The following is a 17,665-nucleotide window of genomic DNA, read 5'->3' as shown; positions in this document are numbered from 1 at the left end:
GTTTATGAGCCGGGGAAATCGCCAAGCACACTTTGCAAAATTGTCTTTGCGGTCTACGGTGGGGGTATGGAGGAGCAGTACCAGATCAGTGACGCGCAGGTGCTCAAGGTCGTCGCCCACCCGCTGCGGGTGCGCCTGCTCGGCCTGCTGCGCAGCGACGGGCCGGCCACCGCGAGCGAGCTTGGCCGCAAGGTCGACGAGAGCTCCGGCTCGACCAGCTACCACCTGCGCGAGCTGTTCAAGTACGGCTTCATCGAGGAGGACCCCGACCGGCGCGACGGGCGCGAGCGCCGATGGCGGGCCCGCCACCGCTACACCTCGTGGGACGCCGTCGAGCTCTCCGGCACCGAGGAGGGCCGCGAGGCGGTCAAGGTCGTGCACCTGCGGCAGGCCGAGATGGTCGGGCGGCTGATGGAGGCGTTCGACCCCGGCGACTGGCCCGACGACTGGGTGGAGGCCGCCGGGATGAGCGACCACCTCCTCACGCTGCCGCCCGCGGCGATCCAGGAGTTGAAGAAGAGGATCGAGGAGCTGATGGGCGAGCTCTCCACCCGCTACGCCGCCGAACCGGCCGCCAGGCAGGTCACCGTCTGGTTCGGCGCGATCCCGCGCAACCGTGAGGAGCGGCGGGACGACCGATGACCGCGCGATCGGCGTTACACCGCTACATGCTCGTCAGCTTCCTGACCTGGCTGCCGGTCGGGCTCGCGATGGCCGCCCAGGTGCTGCTGATGACCGAGCGCGGTCTCGGCCTGGCGCAGATCGGGCTGGTGACGACGGTGTTCTCCATCGTGACCGTGAGCCTGGAACTGCCCACCGGCGGGCTGGCCGACGTCCTGGGGCGGCGCGTGGTGCTGGCGGCCTCGGCCGCGTTCACCGTCGCGGGCCTGGGGCTGATGAGCGTGTCCACGACGCTCGGGATGTTCCTGGCGGCCGGCGTGCTGAAAGGCGTGGCCAGAGCCCTGTCCAGCGGCCCCGCGACCTCCTGGTACGTCGACACGCTGCACGGCGTCGAGGGCCACGACGCCGACCTCAAGCCCGGCCTGGCCAGAGGCGGCGCGATGGAGTCCGTGGCCCTGTGCGTCGGCGTCCTGGCGGGCGGCGGCCTGCCGCTCGTCGTGCCGCCCACGCTGGTCCTCCCCCTGGCCGCGCCGTCGCTGCTGGGCGCGGTCGCGGCGGCGGCGCTGCTGCTCGTGGTCATGCTCGCGCTGCCCGAGCCGGCCCACCGGCGCCGCACGCTGTCGAGCGTCCTGCGCGAGGTGCCCGTGACGGTGGCGGGCGGCATCCGGCTGGCGGCGGGCCACGCGCTGCTGCGCAGGCTCATGATGGTCGCGGTGGCGACGGGCGTGGTGCTGATGACCATCGAGCTGCTCACCCCCGGACGGCTGGCCGAGCTGGCGGGCACGGCGGAAGAAGGCAGCCTGGCCTACGCCGTGGTCGCGGCGCTCGGCTTCGCGGGCGGCACGGTGGGCAACGCGCTCGCGCCCCGCGTGGCCCGGCTGGCCGGTGGCTCGGCCAGGGGAGCGGTCGCGGGGACGGTGCCGGCCGCGCTCTCCGTGGGCGCGCTGGCCGCGACGGCGGGCCTGGACGGCCTGCCGGGAATGCTGAGCGCGGGGCTGGCCTACGTCGTGCTGTTCGTCGGCCTCTCGCTGACGGGCGTGCTCTGCCTGGAGCTGACCCACAAGGCCGTCACCGCCTCCGAGCGGACCACGGTCACCTCGACGAGCTCGATCGCCCTGCAGTCCGGCGGGACCCTGGCCAACCTCACGCTCGCCGGCCTGGCCGCCCAGGCCGGCCTCGCCGCCGCCTGGGGTGTGGTGGCCGTGGTGACGCTGGCCTCGGCGCTGTTGTTCGTCCGGATGCCCGCGCCTACAGGCTCCAGTCCAGCTCGGGCCCTACCGGCACGATCCGGCTCGGGTTGATGTCGGTCTGGGTGATGTAGTAATGACGCTTGATCTGGTCGAAGTCGGTGGTTTCGCGGAAGGCCGGGAGAGCGTACAGCCTGCGTGCGTACGCCCACAGCGCCGGGTAGTCGGTCAGCCGCCTGATGGAGCACTTGAAGTGCGCGTGGTAGACGGGGTCGAACCTGGCGAGGGTCGTGTAGAGGCGCACGTCACTGTCCGTGAGCGTGTCGAAGAGGAACTCCGACTCGGCCAGGCGTACCTCCAGGAGGTCGAGGGTGGTGAAGACGCGGGTGACCGCCTCCTCGTACACCTGCTGGTCGCGGGCGAAGCCGGCCTCGTACACCGCGTTGTTGAGGCCGTGGTAGAGGCGGTCGTTCATGATGGCGATGTCCGGCCGCAGGCGCTCCGGGTAGAGGTTCGGCGAGGTGCCCCATGACGTCTCCAGATCGAGGGTGATCTGGGGGAAGTCGTTGGTGACGATGCGCTGGTCCTTCGTGTCCCAGACGCAGGGGACGGTGTAACGGCCCGTGTAGCCGGGGTCCGTCGCGTGGTAGAGCTCCGACAGATATTCCGGGTCGCCGCCGGGAACGCGCCAGCCCTTCTCGTCGCGGACGGGGTCGACGATCGTGACGCCCAGCAGGTCCTGCAGCCCGAGGAGTGACCGTACGATCAGCACGCGCTGCGCCCACGGGCAGGCGTAGGAGGCGTAGAGCCGGTACCGTCCCGGCTCGGGCGGGCCGAGCCGGTCCGTGAAACGGTTGGGCTGCCGGACGAAGCGGCCAGTGTCGGAAAGCTCGCGGCTCGGCTTCATGGTCCTAGTAGAACATGATTCGGATGCCGAACCCCGTTCGGGCACAATCGGGTCCATGACGAAATTCGTGGTGACCCCTGCCAATGTGGCACAGCGGGACGCGTGGGCAGGCGGGGCGATCCCCGAGGTCGAACGGGTGCGCCCGGGGTTGTGGTCCGTGCCGGTGCCGATTCCGGTCAATCCCCTGCGGTACGTGCTGGTCTACGTCCTGGAGCTACCCGACGGGGTGGCGATCATCGACGCCGGGTGGAACACCGACGAGGCGTACGACGCGCTCGTCGACGGCCTGGCCGTGGCCGGCTACGCGATCACCGACGTCAAGGGCGTGCTGGTCACCCACATCCACCCTGACCACTACGGGCTGGCCGGGCGCGTCCGCGAGATGTCGGGCGCGTGGATCGCGCTGCACCCGGCCGACGCGCGGCTGGTCCGCGAGCGTTACGACGACGCGGCCATCGACTCCCTGGTGGAACGGGAGCGCGAGCTGCTACGCCGCTGCGGGGTGCCCGAGCTGACGCTTGACGAGCTGGCCGGGGCCTCGATGATGATCCGGCACGTGGTCACCATGGCCAAGCCCGACCGGCTGGTGGAGGACGGCGACGAGCTCGGGCTGCCGGGCTGGGACCTGCGGGCCGTCTGGACGCCTGGCCACTCGCCCGGGCACCTGTGCTTCGTCTCGCCCGCGCGCAGGGTGCTGTTCTCCGGCGACCACGTGCTGGCCAAGATCACGCCGATCGTGGCCGTGCACCCGCAGTCGGGCCCCAACCCGCTGGCCGACTACCTCGACTCGCTGGCCGCCGTGCGCAAGCTGGACGTCGAGGAGGTGCTGCCCGCCCACGAATACCGTTTCCTGGAGCTGGCCGAGCGGGTCGACACCGTGATGGCGCACCACGACGAGCGGCTGGCCGAGATCGAGCGCGTGGTGGGCTCGCTCGACGGCGCCGCATGCTGGGACCTGGCCACCCGGCTGACCTGGTCGCGGCCGTGGGAGACGATCCCGCCGTTCATGCGGCGCGCGGCCAACAACGAGACGCTCGCGCACCTGGCCTGGCTGGAGGCCAGGGGACGGGTGCGCCGGGTGGCGGGCGAGCAGGACCTGTGGTTCCCGGCCTGACCCGGGGCGCTGGAGCGGTTCGCGGCCTGACCGGGGTCGCTGGGACGGAGGCTCCCGGGCGTGGGCGGGCGCTGGAACTGAGGGCGGGTTATCGTACTCGTACTAGAATGTTGTTCTCCTGCCTGGGAGGTTCGATGCTTCGGTTCGATGACAGGGTCGCGATCATCACGGGGGCGGGGCACGGCCTCGGCAGGTCGCACGCGTTGCTGCTGGCCGAGCGCGGGGCCAAGGTCGTGGTCAACGACCTCGGGGGCGCGCTCGACGGCACCGGCGCCTCAGCGGGGCCGGCCGCCGAGGTGGCCGAGCTCATCACGAAGAACGGCGGCCAGGCCGTCGCCAGCACCGACAACGTCGCCACGCCCGAGGGCGCCAGGGCCATCGTGAGCACCGCCGTCGACGCGTTCGGCAAGGTCGACATCGTCGTCAACAACGCGGGCATCCTGCGCGACAAGTCGTTCGGCAAGATGACGGTCGAGGACTTCGACGGCGTGCTCGCCGTGCACGTACGCGGCTCCTACCTGGTCACCCAGGCCGCCTACCCGCTGATGAAGGCGGCGGGCTACGGCCGCATCGTCAACACCTCCAGCCCGGCCGGCCTGTTCGGCAACTTCGGCCAGGCCAACTACTCGACCGCGAAGATGGGCCTGGTCGGCCTGACCAAGACCCTGGGCATCGAGGGCGCGCGCAACGGCATCAAGGCCAACGCCATCGCCCCCATCGCGTGGACCCGGATGACCGAGGCGCTGCTGCCTGCCGAGTTCGAGGCCAAGTTCACGCCCGAGCGGGTGAGCGCGCTGGTGGCTTATCTCGTGCACGACTCGTGCGAGGCCAGCGGCGAGGTGTTCAGCGTCGGCGGCGGCCGGGTGGCGCGGGTGTTCGTGGCCGAGGGGCCCGGCTGGAAGACCGACGACCTCACGCCCGAGACGATCGCCGGCAACTGGGAGACGATCATGGCCGAGCAGCCGTACGTGCTCACGGCGGGTGACTCGATGAAGGCCATGTTGTAAAGCGGCGGCCTCCCGAGCCGGTCCTCGCCTGGGGCGCGGGCCGGTTCCGTCGTTCCGGGGTCATCAGACGACTGGCTAAATGTCAAGCAATGGGGGGAATGTCGGGAATTGGCTGGGCTTTGTTCGATCTTCGGCGGAAGTTGGGGGAGTTTGGGCGATCCATACTCTTGATTCGCCGTATGAGTGATCTTATTGTCGCCACATGACCCCCCAGCCGGGCTCAGCCGGCGACGTGCTGACGCTGATCAGCGCCGGATCGGCGACGACCCGTTCCGATCTCGCGCGGCTCACCGGCCTGGCCAGATCGACGATCTCGCAGCGGGTCGACGCGCTGATCGAACGCGGCCTGGTGGAGGAGACCGAGAGCGGCGAGTCCACCGGAGGGCGGCCGCCGCGGCAACTGCGCCTGCACACCGAGGACCACGCCTTCGCCGGCGTCGACCTGGGCGCCACCCACTGCCGCGTCGCACTGATGGACATCTCCGGCAACGTGCTCGCCGAGTGCGAGGACTCGATGCTGATCAGCGACGGCCCCGAGAAGGTGCTCGCCCACGTCGACCAGCGGCTCGACCGGCTGCTCGGCACGGCGGGACGGCCCAGGTCCGCTCTGCGCGCCGTCGGCATCGGAGTTCCAGGACCCGTCGAGTTCGCCACCGGGCGGCCGAACAACCCGCCGATCATGCCCGGCTGGAACGACTACCCCGTTCCCGACTACTTCGACGGGGTGGAGGTGCTGGTCGACAACGACGTCAACGTGATGGCGCTCGGCGAGCACCGCACCTCCTTCGCCGACGCCGGCCACCTGCTGTTCATCAAGGTCGGCACCGGCATCGGCTGCGGCATCGTGGCCCAGGGCAGGCTGCACAGGGGCGCGCAGGGTTCGGCGGGCGACATCGGCCACATCAGGGTCAGCGGCCACGAGGACGCCGGCTGCCGGTGCGGCAACAGCGCCTGCCTGGAGGCCGTGGCCGGCGGCGCCGCGATCGCCAGGCGGCTGGCCGAGCTGGGCCTGCCCGCCGAGACCGGGGCCGACGTCGTCGCGCTGGTGCAGGCAGGCAACACGCAGGCGCTGCGGCTGGTCAGGGAGGCGGGCCGGCTCATCGGCGAGGTGCTGGCCAGCCTGGTCAACTTCTTCAACCCCGAGGTCATCGTCATCGGCGGGGCGCTGTCGCGCGTGCACGAGCACCTGCTCGCCGGGATCAGGGAGGCGGTCTACCGCAGATCCCTCCCGCTGGCCACCCACCACCTGTCGATCACGCCCAGCCGTACGGGCATCAACGCCGCCGTGCTCGGCGCCGGGATGCTCGCCATCGAGCACTACCTGTCCCCCGACAACATCAACCGCATCGTCAACGCCTGAGCAGAACGCCCGGCAAGAACGCTGGAAGGGATCTCCGATGCTGGTCATGAAGGGCATCGTCAAGCAGTTCCCCGGCGTGCGCGCGCTGGACGGCGTCGACCTGGACGTGCGGGCGGGCGAGGTGCACTGCCTGCTCGGCCAGAACGGCGCCGGCAAGTCCACGTTGATCAAGGTGCTGGCCGGAGTGCACCAGCCCGACGAGGGCACGATCGTGTTCAACGGCGCCGAGGTCCGCCCGAGCAGCCCGATCGACGCCATCAGGCTCGGCTTCGCCACCATCTACCAGGAGCTCGACCTGGTCGACGGGCTCAGCGTGGCCGAGAACATCTTCCTCGGCCACGAGCACGCCCGCTTCGGCTTCGTGAACAGGCCGGCCGCCCGGCGCGCCGCCCGCGAGGTGCTCGAACGGCTCGGCCACGGCGAGATCCGCCCGTCGGCCGAGGTCGGCCGGCTGTCGCCGGCGGCCAAGCAGGTCGTCTCGATGGCCCGCGCGCTCTCCCACGACGCCCGCCTGATCATCATGGACGAGCCGTCGGCGGCGCTCGCCCACGACGAGGTCGCCAACCTCTTCCGCATCATCCGCGAGCTCACCGCCCAGGGCGTGGCCGTGGTCTACATCTCGCACCGCCTGGAGGAGATCCGCGAGATCGGCGACCGGGTCACCGTGCTGAAGGACGGCCGCACGGTCGCCGTCGGCCTGTCCGCCCGCGACACCCCCACCACGCAGATCGTCTCCCTCATGACCGGCAGGAACGTCGAATACGTCTTCCCCGCCAAGGCGGGCAGGTCGCCGGGCGAGGAGGTGCTGGAGGTCGAAGGGCTGAGCTCGCCGGGCGTCTTCTCCGACGTCTCGTTCTCCGTGCGCGCGGGCGAGATCGTCGGGCTGGCCGGCCTCGTCGGCTCCGGGCGTTCGGAGATCCTCGAAGCGGTGTACGGCGCGCGCCCGGCCACCGGCCGCGTGCTGCTCGCCGGCCGGCCGGTACGCCGCAGCGTCGTCGGCACGGTGCGCCGCGGCATGGGCCTGGCGCCCGAGGAGCGCAAGGCCCAGGCGCTGCTCCTCGACCAGAGCGTCACCGCGAACATCACGCTGGGCAGCCTGCCGGGATTCGCCCGGTTCGGCTGGCTCGACCGTAAACGCGAGCGGGAGGAGGCCAAGCGGTTGGCGGAGATGCTGGACATCCGGCCGCCCGACCCAGAACGCCCGATCAGGACCCTGTCGGGCGGCAACCAGCAGAAGGCCGTGCTCGCCCGCTGGCTGCTCGGCAGCCGCAAACTCCTCCTGCTGGACGAGCCCACCAGAGGCGTGGACGTGGGCGCCAGGGCCGAACTGTACGCGGTGATCCGCGACCTGGCCGAGCAGGGCATCGGCGTGCTGCTGGTCTCCAGCGAGGTGCCCGAGGTGCTCGGCATGGCCGACCGCGTGCTGGTGCTGCGCGAGGGGAGCATCATCCACGAGGGCGACGCCGCCGGGCTGGACGAGCACCGCGTACTCGACATGATCATGAATGGGAGGGCGGCGTGATGAGCGAGCCCACGAAAGCGCAGGCGCCGTCGGCCGCGGGAGGCGGCGGGCCGTCGCGCGGAGGCATACCCGGGCTGGGATCGCTGGGCGGCCTCGGCGAGATGCGGCATCTCGGCCTGCTCGGCGCGCTGGCGCTGCTGGTCGTCGTCGGCCTGGTCACCCGGCCGGACAACTTCGCCACCGCCTCCAACCTGGTCAGCATCCTGTCCCTGGCCGCCACGATCGGCGTGATCACGGTCGGGGCCACGTTTGTGATCATCGGTGGCGGCATCGACCTGTCGGTGGGCGCCGTCATGGCTCTGGCGTCGGTCTGGGCGACGACGGTGGCCACGCAGTCGTACGGGCCGGTGGTGATGGCGATCTGCGCGATCCTCGTCGGCACCGGGGCGGGACTGGTCAACGGGCTGCTCATCGCCTACGGGCGGCTCGTGCCGTTCATCGCCACGCTCGCCATGCTCGTCGCCGCCCGCGGCCTGGCCCAGCGCATGTCCGACCGCAAGACCCAGCTCATCGACGCCGACAACGCCGCCCTCGTGGAGTTGTCGACCACCCGCGTGCTGGGCATCCCGCTGCTGGTCTACATCTTCGCGCTGGTCGTGGTGCTCGGCTGGGTGGTGCTCAACCGCACGACGTTCGGGCGGCGGACGTACGCGGTCGGAGGCAACCCCGAGGCGGCCAGGCTCGCCGGGATCGACGTGCGCAGGCACACGATGCTGCTCTACGCCCTGTCGGGGATGTGCTGCGGCATCGCCGCCATCCTCATCATGGCCCGTACGACGACGGGCTCGTCCACCCACGGAGACCTGTACGAACTCGACGCCATCGCCGCCGTCATCATCGGCGGCACGCTGCTCACCGGGGGCCGGGGCACGATCATGGGCTCGATCCTGGGCCTGCTGATCTTCACGCTCATCACGAACCTGTTCATTCTCAACGGGCTCAACACCAGCGACCAGCTGATCGCGAAGGGCCTGATCATCGTCGCCGCCGTCCTTCTCCAGCGGCGGAACCTGAAGGAGAGAGCACCATGAGTGAGAACGTCGCGCGCAGGGGATTCCTCGTCGGCGGAGCCGTACTCTTAGCGGCGGGCTGCACCAGCAACGAGCCCGAGGCGGCGCCGACCAGCGCGGCCGCCGTGCCCGCCCCCGCGGCCAGCGGCAACGACGAGCCGGGCCAGAAGGTGGTGATCGGCTTCTCGGCGCCGGCGGCCGACCACGGGTGGATCGCGGCCATCGCCAAGAACGCCGAGGCCACCGCGAAGCAGTATTCCGACGTCGAGTTCAAGCCGGTCGAGCCGACGAACGACATCAACCAGCAGATCTCCGCGGTCGAGTCGCTCATCGCGGCCAAGGTGAACGTGCTGGTGATCCTGCCGAACGACGGCCAGCAGCTCAACCAGGTCGCGCTGCAGGCCACCGAGGCGGGCATCCCCGTCGTCAACCTCGACCGCGTCTTCCCCGACAAGCTGGCCTACCGGACGTGGGTCGGCGGCGACAACTACGGCATGGGCGTGGCGGCCGGGCACTTCATCGGCAAGCAGCTCAAGGACAAGGGCGTGTCGAACCCGGTGATCGTCGAGATCCAGGGCATCGCCACGCTGCCGCTGACCCAGGACCGCACCAAGGGCTTCGCCGACGCGCTCAAGACGTACGGGTTCAGCGTCACCGCCAAGCAGGACGCGCAGTTCACGGTGGAGACCGGCAACGAGGTGGCCACGTCGTTGCTGCAGGCGCACAAGAAGATCGACGCGCTGTGGAACCACGACGACGACCAGGGCGTCGGCGTGCTGGCCGCCATCAAGGAGGCCAACAGGAACGAGTTCATCATGGTCGGCGGGGCCGGCTCGCTGAACGCGATGAAGGAGATCCAGTCGGGCACCTCGGTGTTGCAGGCCACCGTCACCTACAGCCCGACGATGGCCTCCTCGGCGATCAAACTCGCGCGTCTGATAGCACAAGGTAAGGGCATGAGTGACCTGGTGGAGAACCAGGTTCCGCAGTCCATCACACTCGCGTCCGAGACCATCACCAAGGAGAACGTCGAGAAGTACCTGTCGCTCGGCTTCGAATCCTGATCGGGGGTTGCATGTCAGACAGAACCACCATCGGCGTGGGCATGGTCGGCTACGCCTTCATGGGCCGCGTCCACTCGCAGGCCTGGCGGAGCGTGGGGGCCTTCTTCGACCTCCCGCTGGCACCGCGCATGGCGGTGCTCGCGGGCAGGTCGAAGGAGCGCACCGAAGCGGCGGCCGCGCAGCTCGGCTGGGACGCCGTCGAGACGGACTGGAGAGAGCTGGTCAGGCGCGACGACGTGCAGATCGTCGACATCTGCACGCCGGGCGACTCGCACGCCGAGATCGCCGTGGCCGCGCTGGAGGCCGGCAAGCACGTTCTCTGCGAGAAGCCGCTGGCCAACACCGTCACCGAGGCCGAGGCCATGGTGCGGGCCGCCGCGGCCGCGCCGGGCAAGAGCCCAGGAAAGAGCATGGTGGCCTTCAACTACCGGCGGGTGCCCGCGGTCGCGCTCGCCCGCCGGTACGTCGAGGAGGGCAGGCTCGGCGAGATCAGGCACGTGCGGGCGCAGTACCTGCAGGACTGGATCGTCGACCCGGAGTTCCCGCTGGTCTGGCGGCTGCAGAAGGACAAGGCGGGGGCCGGCGCGCTCGGCGACATCGGCTCCCACATCGTAGACGCCGCCCAGTTCATCACCGGACAGAACGTGGTGGGCGTGTCCGCGCTGACGGAGACGTTCATCAAGGAGCGCCCGCTGGCGGCCGAGTCGGCCGGGCTCGGCGCGACCGGCACCTCCGCCACGGGCCAGGTCACCGTCGACGACGCCGCGCTGTTCATCGGCCGGCTCTCGGGCGGGGCGGTGGCCTCGTTCGAGGCGACCCGCTTCGCCACCGGACGCAAGAACGCCATGCGCATCGAGATCAACGGCTCGCTCGGCAGCCTCGCATTCGACTTCGAGGCCATGAACGAGCTGTGGTTCAGCGCGGGCGGAGGCGGTTTCGAGCGCATCCTCGTCACCGAGCCCGACCATCCCTACGTGGGCGCCTGGTGGCCGCCAGGGCACGGGCTCGGCTACGAGCACACCTTCACCCACGAGGTCAAGGACTTCCTGGAGGCGATCGCCACCGGAGCCGATCCCACGCCGTCGTTCGCCGACGGGCTGCGGGTGCAGCGGGTGCTGGCCGCGGTCGAGCAGAGCGCGGCTGAGGGCAGCCGCTACACGAACGTGGAGGACTGACACATGCGACCCGTCACGCTGTTCACCGGACAGTGGGCCGACCTGCCGTTCGAGGAGGTGTGCCGGCTGGCGGCGGAGTGGGGCTACGACGGCCTGGAGATCGCCTGCTCCGGTGACCACTTCGACGTCGCCCAGGCCGTGGCCGACCCGTCGTACGTCGAGCAGAAGCGCGCCCAGCTGGACAAGCACGGCCTCAAGGTGTGGACCATCTCCAACCACCTCGTCGGCCAGGCCGTCTGCGACCTCATCGACGAGCGTCACAAGGCCATCCTGCCCGCCCGCATCTGGGGTGAGGGTGACCCCGAGTCGGTGCGCCAGGCCGCCGCCGAGGAGATGAAGGACACCGCGCGGGCCGCCGCGCTGCTGGGCGTCGACACGGTGGTCGGCTTCACCGGCTCGTCGATCTGGCACACCGTCGCCATGTTCCCGCCGACGCCGACCTCGATGGTGGAGGCCGGCTACCAGGACTTCGCCGACCGCTGGAACCCGATCCTCGACGTCTTCGACGAGGCCGGCGTGCGTTTCGCGCACGAGATCCACCCGAGCGAGATCGCCTACGACTACTACACCACCCAGCGCACACTGGAGGCCATCGGCCACCGGCCGGCGTTCGGGCTCAACTGGGACCCGTCGCACATGGTCTGGCAGGACCTCGACCCGGTGGCGTTCATCCTCGACTTCAAGGACCGCATCTACCACGTCGACTGCAAGGACACCCGCATGCGCGTCGGCGACGGGCGCAAGGGCCGCATGTCCTCGCACCTGCCGTGGGCCGACATGCGGCGCGGCTGGGACTTCGTCTCCACGGGCCGGGGCGACGTGCCGTGGGAGGACTGCTTCCGCGCACTGAACTCCATCGGGTACGACGGCCCGATCTCGATCGAGTGGGAGGACGCCGGCATGGACCGGCTGGACGGGGCCCGGGAGGCGCTGAGCTACATCCGCACGCTCAACTCCATCACCCCGCCGGCCACGGCCTTCGACGCCGCCTTCTCCACCGAGTAGCCCCTCCGCGCGGCGCGCCACCGGTCTCGGCCGGCGCGCCGCGCTTGCCATTGGACGCGGAGCTCGTCCTTCCTCCAGGAACACGTCCACCCGTTCACCGGGCCACGGACCACACGGCTGTCACCCCGCGCCGCCGCTCCCGCGACTCCCACCGATCAATCTGGTGCCGCTCACCCGGTTGGAGGCCCACATCGGCGGCCTGGCCGTACACGCACGCCTGAGACCCCGGGCCGGAAGCGGCCTGCTGGGACACCGGGCTGTCCTAAAACGAGGCATTTTTGGCCTCGCATTCTGCCGTAGCGGTTCGCGCCTATCGGTAAGGTCTTTGTCACGCGCTGGTCATGACACCTGTCTGGACCGCGCGACCTCCGTGTCGGCATATCGGGATCAGGGCCGGCGGAATTTCCGCGATTCCCGAACGAAAAGCCTGGGTGATGCCCCGGCTGGCCTTTCGGCGTGCGCGCAGAACGGAAAGGGTGTTCATGAAGAAGGTTGTGGTCGGCTCTTTGCTGGCTGTGGTTGCCGTGGTGGGGGCTCCTGGGGTGGCGGCGGTGCACGCCGATTCCCGGTCGTCGTCGGCTGCGGGGTCCATCTGTCTTTACGAGCATGACAACTACAAGGGCGGCCGGGCCTGTTTCAGCAAGAGCGACAGTAACCTGGCGAACAACCGATGGGGCGGTACCTACCGGTCCGTCTATAACGGTGCCAGTTCCATGCGGAACAACACCGGAAAAAACGTCTACCTGTATAAATACCGGTTTCACACGGGCACGTCTTATCGGGCGAAGCCGTACTCCAGTGACGCCGACCTGACGAAGAACTCCGGCAACCCGTCGTTCGACAACACGGCCGAATCGTTGGAGATCGGCTAAGGGTCGTGTGGACCAGTGCGTGAAAGCGGGCCCGTTCCTTCCCCATCGAACGGGCCCGCTCCGGCGCCATCAAGGAGCTACGGATGCGTTGGCGTTCGGTGACGGTTGTCTGTTGTGCGCTGTTCCTCGCCGGGTGCGGTGACCAGAGCCGCGAGGGTGAGGCGGTGGCCGCTCTGCCCGCCGGTCCCGAGGCCAGGGCGCTGCGCCTGCCGCTGGACGCGTACAGGGTGAGCGCTGATGAGTCCGCCATGCTCGACCATGCCGCGGACACGCTGGTCGAGACCTGCATGCGCGGCAAGGGCGTGCCCTGGACCAGGTTGCCCCGTTTCCGCGTCGATGACGCTCCCAACCGCAGGAGGTACGGGGTCATCGAGGAGGAGGCGGCGAAGCGATTCGGCTACCACCCCGTGCATGACCCGGGGGAACTGCGGAAAGAGCAGGCCTGGCAGGCGCGCGACGACAGGCTCACCTCGGAGGAGCACGTCGCCGCCTACGGCGAGGACGGCAAGAGCGGTTGCATGAGGGACGGTTACGTCCGGGTCAACCAAGGAGCCGCCGAAGGAGAAAGCCGCGCGCTGAGAAGGCTCGACCAGGAGTCCTACGACACCTCCGCGAAGCATCCGGATGTGCTCTCCGCGTTTCGGAAGTGGAGCGCGTGCATGCGCGAGCAGGGATTCTCCTACTCCGATCCGGCCGAGGCGGTGGGTGACCCCCGGTGGCGGACTCCCGTTCCGACCGGCGACGAGATCCGCACCGCCAGTGCCGACGTACGGTGCAAGAAGCGCTCAAGCCTGGTCGCGGTCTGGTCAGGGGTGGAACGCGAGCTGCAGGAACGCGGCCTGCGAGAGCACCGCGATCAATTCGCGGCTCTCGCGGACGGGAAGTCCCGGTGGCTGGAGGACGCCGAGTCCATCATCTCCCGGCGCCTTCCGAGCCACGGGCCCTCCAGCGAGCGTGCCGGACAGGTCGGTCGATGACGACGATCCCCGTATCCTTTCGCTGAGGCAGCCTTGATGAAAGGATACAGATTATCCTTTCATAGCTAGAAGCTGCGTGAAAGGATAACCGCCGTGGCGGCATACCTGGAGGCATCGTGGCCCGCGGCATGGGGCGCTCCGAGTCGGCGAGACAGACGAGGCGGGGTCTACCGTCCTTCCCCAGCAGGTGGCCCTCGCTGAACTCGCGGCCCACGAGAGCGGCGGGGTGTTCAAGGGATTCACGGCGACGGCGGCCCTGGTCGCCAACAACGTCTCGACGCTTCGGCGGGCTGTGACCGAACTCGTCGCCGTCGACGCAGTTTCCATCGAGGACATCGTCGCCCTGCACGCGGTGCTGCTCCCCGAGGAGAAGCAGCACGGGCTCCGCGAGGTGCAGAACTGGGTGGGGGGCGGGCATTGGCAACCGCTGGACGCGGAGTTCGTTCCGCCTCCACCGGAATACGTCCGGCCGTTGATGGACGATTTCGTGTCGTACGTCAACCGGGCGGAGCACGCGCCCCTGATCCAGGCGGCCATGGCACATGCACAGTTCGAGACGATCCACCCGTTCACGGATGGCAACGGCAGGGTCGGCCGGGCAATGGTCCACACGGTTCTCACCCGGCGCGGCCTGACCCCCCGTGCGATCCTTCCGATCAGCCTGGTGCTCCTCACCCGATCGGACGCCTACATCGGCGGCCTGACGGCGTACAGGTACGCCGGAGACGCCGGGTCGCAAGAGGCCCGGCAGGGGGTCGACGCGTGGCTCCGCGTCTTCCTGACGGCGACCGTGACCGCTGCTGAGCAGGCCGAAAGGTTCGCGGACGAGCTTGAGGAGATGCGCGAAGAGTGGCATGAGCGGCACCGCCGTTTCCGCGAATCCCAAGGGCTGCGGCCGGTGCCCCGGGCTGACTCGGCCGTCGTGCGCCTGCTGGACCTCCTGCCCGCCGCGCCGCTCGTGACGGCCAGAACGGTGCAGGGCCTGCTCTCAGTCACGCACCCGGCCGCACGGCAGGCCCTGGAAGAACTCTCGGCGGCGGGCATCCTGCATTCGAAGCAGGTCGAGAGGAACACCAGGGGATATCTCGCTCGTGAGGTCTTCGACCTGCTCACGCTGACGGAGCGCCGCCTGGCGAGCACCCGCTGGGACACCCGCGAATCACCGCCGGCCCGCGTCGTGCCCGCCCGACCCCAGCGGTGAAGGGCCGTGCGGGGTCGTCAGTCCATGATGACGATCTGGCGCAGGACCTCGCCGCCGCGCAGGGCCGCGACCGCGTCGTTCAGGTCGGCCAGGCGGATGCGCGAGCTGATCATGGATTCCAGGTCGAGCTTGCCGGCCTTGTGGAGCTTGGCGAAATAGGGGAAGTCGTGGCGGACGTCCGCCTCGCCGTACAGGCTGGACAGCAGGTTCTTGCCCTCGAACAGCAGGCTGAACGCCGAGATCGACACCATGTCGTCCGTCGCGCCCGCGCCGACCACGACGACGTCGCCGCCCGCCCGCGTGACCTGCCAGGCGCTCTGGATGGTGGCCGACTTGCCGACGACCTCGAACCCGTAGTCGAAGCCCGCGCCGCCGGTGAGCTCGCCGACCGCCTCGGGGACCTGCTCGGGCGTCACCGCGTGCGTGGCCCCGACCTTCCTGGCCAGCTCGTGCTTGGACTCCAGCGGGTCGACCGCGAGGATCGTGCGCGCGCCGGAGAGCCGGGCGCCCTGGATGACGGACAGGCCGACGCCGCCGCAGCCGATCACCGCGACCGTGGAGCCGGGGCGGACCTTGGCGGTGTTGATCGCGGCGCCCACGCCGGTCGTGATGCCGCAGCCGATCAGCGCCGCCGCCTCCCACGACACGTCGTCGTCGATCTTGATGGCGCCCTGCCACGGCACGATGATCTCCTCGGCCCAGGTGCCGCACCCCGCCATCCCGAACACCGTCGCCTCGTCGCCGCCGAGCCGGAAGTTGCCCTTGCTGAAGGACTCGATCACGTACTTCATGCACAGGTACGGCTGGCCGCCCACGCACAGGTCGCACTCCTGGCAGGCCGGGCGCCAGCTGATGACGACGTGGTCGCCCGGCTTGACGGAGGTGACGTGCTCGCCCACCTCGACGACCTCGCCCGCGCCTTCGTGGCCGGGGACGAGCGGCACGGGCTGCGGGAGCACGCCGCTCATGGCCGACAGGTCCGAGTGGCAGACGCCCGTGGCCCTGACGCGCACGCGTACGTCCGACGGCCCGACGGGGGCCAGGGTGACGTCGTCGCGGATGTCGAGCTTGTCGTTGCCTACGGCGTGCAGGATCGCGGCGCGCATGTGGAGTCCTCCTCGGTGGGACGTGTGCGGGGTGCTGGGGGCGGTGAACCCCCATCGGGCTATTCCTCCAGCGAAAGGGCGGCCTTGGGGCAGGACCGCACCGCGTGGCGGACGCGGTCCTGCATCTCGGGCGGTGGTGCGGGCAACAGGATGTGCAGCCGGTCGTCGTCGTCCACCTCGAACACCTCGGGCGCGAGACCCATGCACACGGCGTTGGCCTCGCAGACCAGCTCATCGACGGTGATTCTCATGTGAGCCTCCTGTGATCCCATGAGACCACTTTGGTGCGCTCGACGACGTACGCGACCCGTTTGAGCCCGGTCTTCTCGACGTACGGGCGCAGCAGCTCGTCCGGCACGCCGGGTGCCGTCCTGCGGGCGACCGTCATGCCGACGTCCATGACGCGGTCGCGGTCGTCGAGGCGTTCGGCTCTGCCGTAGACCAGGACGCCGCGCAGCTCGTCGTAGGCGTCGCCGGTCTCGACGAGGCAGGTCACCCGGGGATCGCGGGCGAGGTTGCGGGCCTTCTGCGATTTGGCGTAGGTCCAGAAGGCGATCCGTCCCTCGGAGAGCCCGTAGAACATGGTCACCAGGTGCGGCGTGCCGTCCCTGTTGATGGTGGCCAGCTGCAGCTTGCTTGCGGCCTCCAGGAAGGCGGTGACGTCGTCGTCGGACATCGCGATGCGAGCGCGCTGATTCACGTTGCAAGTAGAACAGGTTGCAGAAGGACCGGGCAAGAGCCCGACGGAATGTTATTCGGTTCGGCTAGGGTGCATACCCATGACCATGCCGCAAGAGCTGCTCCGCGCGGCCGAGCACGCCAAGGGATTCATGCCGCCGGAAGAGGGGATCGCCCTCTTCGAGACGGCCCTCCGCTACGGCCCGCTCGGCCCCATCTGCGAGATCGGCACCTACTGCGGCAAGTCGGCGATCTACCTCGGCGCGGCGGCCAGGCAGGCGAGGTCCGTGGTCGTCACCGTCGACCACCACCGGGGCTCCGAGGAGATCCAGCCGGGCTGGGCCCACCACGACCCCACTCTGGTCGACCTCCGGTTCGGCAAGATGGACTCCCTGCCGACGTTCAGGGCCACGATCGCGGCGGCGGGCCTGGAGGACGAGGTGATCGCGGTGGTCGGGAGGTCGGAGCGGGTCGCCGGGCTCTGGAACACCCCGCTCGGCATGGTGTTCATCGACGGCGGCCACTCCGACGAGCCGGTGACCCTCGACTACGAGGGCTGGGCGCCGCACGTGATGGAGGGCGGCGCGCTGGCCTTCCATGACATCCATCCCGACCCGGCCGACGGCGGGCAGGGCCCCTACCGGGTCTACCGGCGGGCGCTGGCGTCGGGCGCGTTCGCCGAGGTGGCGGTGCACGGCTCGCTCCGCGTGCTGGAGCGCGTCGGCCAGGGCATCTAGGTCGTGTTTCATAAGGCACTGAGCCACTGGTTGATCGCAGCGATGATGACGACGGCTTCGTAGCGTACGGCGAGCTTGTCGTAACGGGTCGCCATGCCGCGGTTGCCTTTGAGCAGGTTGAT

18 protein-coding genes are annotated in these 17,665 nt (G+C 69.7%); 14 read left to right on the top strand and 4 right to left on the bottom strand.

Translation table 11 applies throughout. The annotated features are described in order from the left end of the window. Positions 1-66 precede the first annotated feature (66 nt). The gene (locus ACTWPV_RS43570; RefSeq protein WP_347645519.1) at positions 67-642 is read left to right on the top strand and encodes a winged helix-turn-helix domain-containing protein; all 576 of its coding nucleotides are present in this window, start codon (positions 67-69) and stop codon (positions 640-642) included. Next, entirely contained in the window at positions 639-1,922 is a 1,284-nt protein-coding gene (locus ACTWPV_RS43565) for an MFS transporter (RefSeq protein ID WP_443156280.1), read from the top strand. Before ACTWPV_RS43570 ends, ACTWPV_RS43565 begins: the two co-directional genes overlap by 4 nt. Here ACTWPV_RS43565 and ACTWPV_RS43560 read toward each other — a convergent pair. Further along, entirely contained in the window at positions 1,870-2,715 is an 846-nt protein-coding gene (locus ACTWPV_RS43560; protein WP_443156279.1) for a glutathione S-transferase family protein, read from the bottom strand. The two genes, ACTWPV_RS43565 and ACTWPV_RS43560, sit on opposite strands and share 53 nt — an antisense overlap. A 55-nt stretch (positions 2,716-2,770) precedes the next feature. On the opposite strand from ACTWPV_RS43560, the gene ACTWPV_RS43555 reads away from it, so the two are divergent. From ACTWPV_RS43555 to ACTWPV_RS43505, 11 genes are all read left to right on the top strand, one after another. Then, on the top strand, positions 2,771-3,829 hold the full coding sequence (locus ACTWPV_RS43555) for an MBL fold metallo-hydrolase (RefSeq protein ID WP_443156278.1): 1,059 nt from the start codon (positions 2,771-2,773) through the stop codon (positions 3,827-3,829). Positions 3,830-3,963: 134 nt separating this feature from the next. Continuing rightward, positions 3,964-4,836, top strand: coding sequence for an SDR family oxidoreductase (locus ACTWPV_RS43550; RefSeq protein WP_347645515.1), 873 nt, complete (start codon positions 3,964-3,966; stop codon positions 4,834-4,836). 202 nt (positions 4,837-5,038) lie between these two features. Beyond that, the gene (locus tag ACTWPV_RS43545; RefSeq protein WP_443156277.1) at positions 5,039-6,196 is read left to right on the top strand and encodes an ROK family transcriptional regulator; all 1,158 of its coding nucleotides are present in this window, start codon (positions 5,039-5,041) and stop codon (positions 6,194-6,196) included. Between the two features lie 37 nt (positions 6,197-6,233). Next, positions 6,234-7,718: a sugar ABC transporter ATP-binding protein gene (locus tag ACTWPV_RS43540; RefSeq protein WP_443156276.1), complete on the top strand. Its 1,485-nt coding sequence runs from the start codon at positions 6,234-6,236 to the stop codon at positions 7,716-7,718. After that, entirely contained in the window at positions 7,718-8,749 is a 1,032-nt protein-coding gene (locus ACTWPV_RS43535) for an ABC transporter permease (protein ID WP_347645512.1), read from the top strand. Before ACTWPV_RS43540 ends, ACTWPV_RS43535 begins: the two co-directional genes overlap by 1 nt. Beyond that, positions 8,746-9,792, top strand: a complete 1,047-nt coding sequence (locus ACTWPV_RS43530) for an ABC transporter substrate-binding protein (RefSeq protein ID WP_443156275.1) — start codon at positions 8,746-8,748, stop codon at positions 9,790-9,792. The genes ACTWPV_RS43535 and ACTWPV_RS43530 overlap by 4 nt, the downstream gene beginning before the upstream one ends. An 11-nt stretch (positions 9,793-9,803) precedes the next feature. Continuing rightward, the gene (locus ACTWPV_RS43525; RefSeq protein ID WP_347645509.1) at positions 9,804-10,967 is read left to right on the top strand and encodes a Gfo/Idh/MocA family protein; all 1,164 of its coding nucleotides are present in this window, start codon (positions 9,804-9,806) and stop codon (positions 10,965-10,967) included. Positions 10,968-10,970: 3 nt separating this feature from the next. Beyond that, complete coding sequence (locus tag ACTWPV_RS43520; RefSeq protein ID WP_443156274.1) at positions 10,971-11,972, top strand: sugar phosphate isomerase/epimerase family protein; 1,002 nt, start codon at positions 10,971-10,973, stop codon at positions 11,970-11,972. 482 nt (positions 11,973-12,454) lie between these two features. After that, positions 12,455-12,844 carry a peptidase inhibitor family I36 protein gene (locus ACTWPV_RS43515; protein WP_443156273.1) on the top strand — a complete coding sequence of 130 codons (390 nt, stop codon included), beginning with the start codon at positions 12,455-12,457 and terminating at the stop codon, positions 12,842-12,844. An 83-nt stretch (positions 12,845-12,927) separates the two neighbouring features. After that, entirely contained in the window at positions 12,928-13,821 is an 894-nt protein-coding gene (locus ACTWPV_RS43510; protein WP_443156272.1) for a hypothetical protein, read from the top strand. 187 nt (positions 13,822-14,008) lie between these two features. Then, complete coding sequence (locus ACTWPV_RS43505; protein ID WP_443156271.1) at positions 14,009-15,022, top strand: Fic family protein; 1,014 nt, start codon at positions 14,009-14,011, stop codon at positions 15,020-15,022. 17 nt (positions 15,023-15,039) lie between these two features. Here ACTWPV_RS43505 and ACTWPV_RS43500 read toward each other — a convergent pair whose 3' ends face one another. Genes ACTWPV_RS43500 through ACTWPV_RS43490 form a run of 3 tightly spaced genes read right to left on the bottom strand, consistent with a single transcriptional unit; the run spans position 15,040 to position 16,828 of the window. Then, positions 15,040-16,128 (bottom strand): Zn-dependent alcohol dehydrogenase, encoded by a 1,089-nt coding sequence (locus tag ACTWPV_RS43500; RefSeq protein WP_347645502.1) that lies wholly within the window; start codon positions 16,126-16,128, stop codon positions 15,040-15,042. A gap of 59 nt (positions 16,129-16,187) precedes the next feature. Continuing rightward, the gene (locus ACTWPV_RS43495) at positions 16,188-16,379 is read right to left on the bottom strand and encodes a ferredoxin (protein ID WP_347645501.1); all 192 of its coding nucleotides are present in this window, start codon (positions 16,377-16,379) and stop codon (positions 16,188-16,190) included. Further along, positions 16,376-16,828 (bottom strand): pyridoxamine 5'-phosphate oxidase family protein, encoded by a 453-nt coding sequence (locus ACTWPV_RS43490; RefSeq protein ID WP_443156270.1) that lies wholly within the window; start codon positions 16,826-16,828, stop codon positions 16,376-16,378. Before ACTWPV_RS43490 ends, ACTWPV_RS43495 begins: the two co-directional genes overlap by 4 nt. 85 nt (positions 16,829-16,913) lie before the next feature. On the opposite strand from ACTWPV_RS43490, the gene ACTWPV_RS43485 reads away from it, so the two are divergent. Further along, positions 16,914-17,543 carry a class I SAM-dependent methyltransferase gene (locus ACTWPV_RS43485; protein WP_443156326.1) on the top strand — a complete coding sequence of 210 codons (630 nt, stop codon included), beginning with the start codon at positions 16,914-16,916 and terminating at the stop codon, positions 17,541-17,543. The last annotated feature ends 122 nt before the right edge of the window (positions 17,544-17,665 follow it).

The organism is Nonomuraea sp. KM88, from assembly GCF_052245635.1.
In the GTDB taxonomy this organism is placed as follows: domain Bacteria; phylum Actinomycetota; class Actinomycetes; order Streptosporangiales; family Streptosporangiaceae; genus Nonomuraea.
The sequence above is the reverse complement of the archived record's forward strand: the minus strand, read 5'-3'. Positions and strand labels throughout refer to the sequence as shown.

Bases quoted from the DNA above. Each gene is read 5' to 3' on its own strand.
- ACTWPV_RS43570 (WP_347645519.1), top strand. From the start codon at position 67: ATGGAGGAGCAGTACCAGATCAGTGACGCGCAGGTGCTCAAGGTCGTC.
- ACTWPV_RS43565 (WP_443156280.1), top strand. From the start codon at position 639: ATGACCGCGCGATCGGCGTTACACCGCTACATGCTCGTCAGCTTCCTG.
- ACTWPV_RS43560 (WP_443156279.1), bottom strand. From the start codon at position 2,715: ATGAAGCCGAGCCGCGAGCTTTCCGACACTGGCCGCTTCGTCCGGCAG.
- ACTWPV_RS43555 (WP_443156278.1), top strand. From the start codon at position 2,771: ATGACGAAATTCGTGGTGACCCCTGCCAATGTGGCACAGCGGGACGCG.
- ACTWPV_RS43550 (WP_347645515.1), top strand. From the start codon at position 3,964: ATGCTTCGGTTCGATGACAGGGTCGCGATCATCACGGGGGCGGGGCAC.
- ACTWPV_RS43545 (WP_443156277.1), top strand. From the start codon at position 5,039: ATGACCCCCCAGCCGGGCTCAGCCGGCGACGTGCTGACGCTGATCAGC.
- ACTWPV_RS43540 (WP_443156276.1), top strand. From the start codon at position 6,234: ATGCTGGTCATGAAGGGCATCGTCAAGCAGTTCCCCGGCGTGCGCGCG.
- ACTWPV_RS43535 (WP_347645512.1), top strand. From the start codon at position 7,718: ATGAGCGAGCCCACGAAAGCGCAGGCGCCGTCGGCCGCGGGAGGCGGC.
- ACTWPV_RS43530 (WP_443156275.1), top strand. From the start codon at position 8,746: ATGAGTGAGAACGTCGCGCGCAGGGGATTCCTCGTCGGCGGAGCCGTA.
- ACTWPV_RS43525 (WP_347645509.1), top strand. From the start codon at position 9,804: ATGTCAGACAGAACCACCATCGGCGTGGGCATGGTCGGCTACGCCTTC.
- ACTWPV_RS43520 (WP_443156274.1), top strand. From the start codon at position 10,971: ATGCGACCCGTCACGCTGTTCACCGGACAGTGGGCCGACCTGCCGTTC.
- ACTWPV_RS43515 (WP_443156273.1), top strand. From the start codon at position 12,455: ATGAAGAAGGTTGTGGTCGGCTCTTTGCTGGCTGTGGTTGCCGTGGTG.
- ACTWPV_RS43510 (WP_443156272.1), top strand. From the start codon at position 12,928: ATGCGTTGGCGTTCGGTGACGGTTGTCTGTTGTGCGCTGTTCCTCGCC.
- ACTWPV_RS43500 (WP_347645502.1), bottom strand. From the start codon at position 16,128: ATGCGCGCCGCGATCCTGCACGCCGTAGGCAACGACAAGCTCGACATC.
- ACTWPV_RS43495 (WP_347645501.1), bottom strand. From the start codon at position 16,379: ATGAGAATCACCGTCGATGAGCTGGTCTGCGAGGCCAACGCCGTGTGC.
- ACTWPV_RS43485 (WP_443156326.1), top strand. From the start codon at position 16,914: ATGCCGCAAGAGCTGCTCCGCGCGGCCGAGCACGCCAAGGGATTCATG.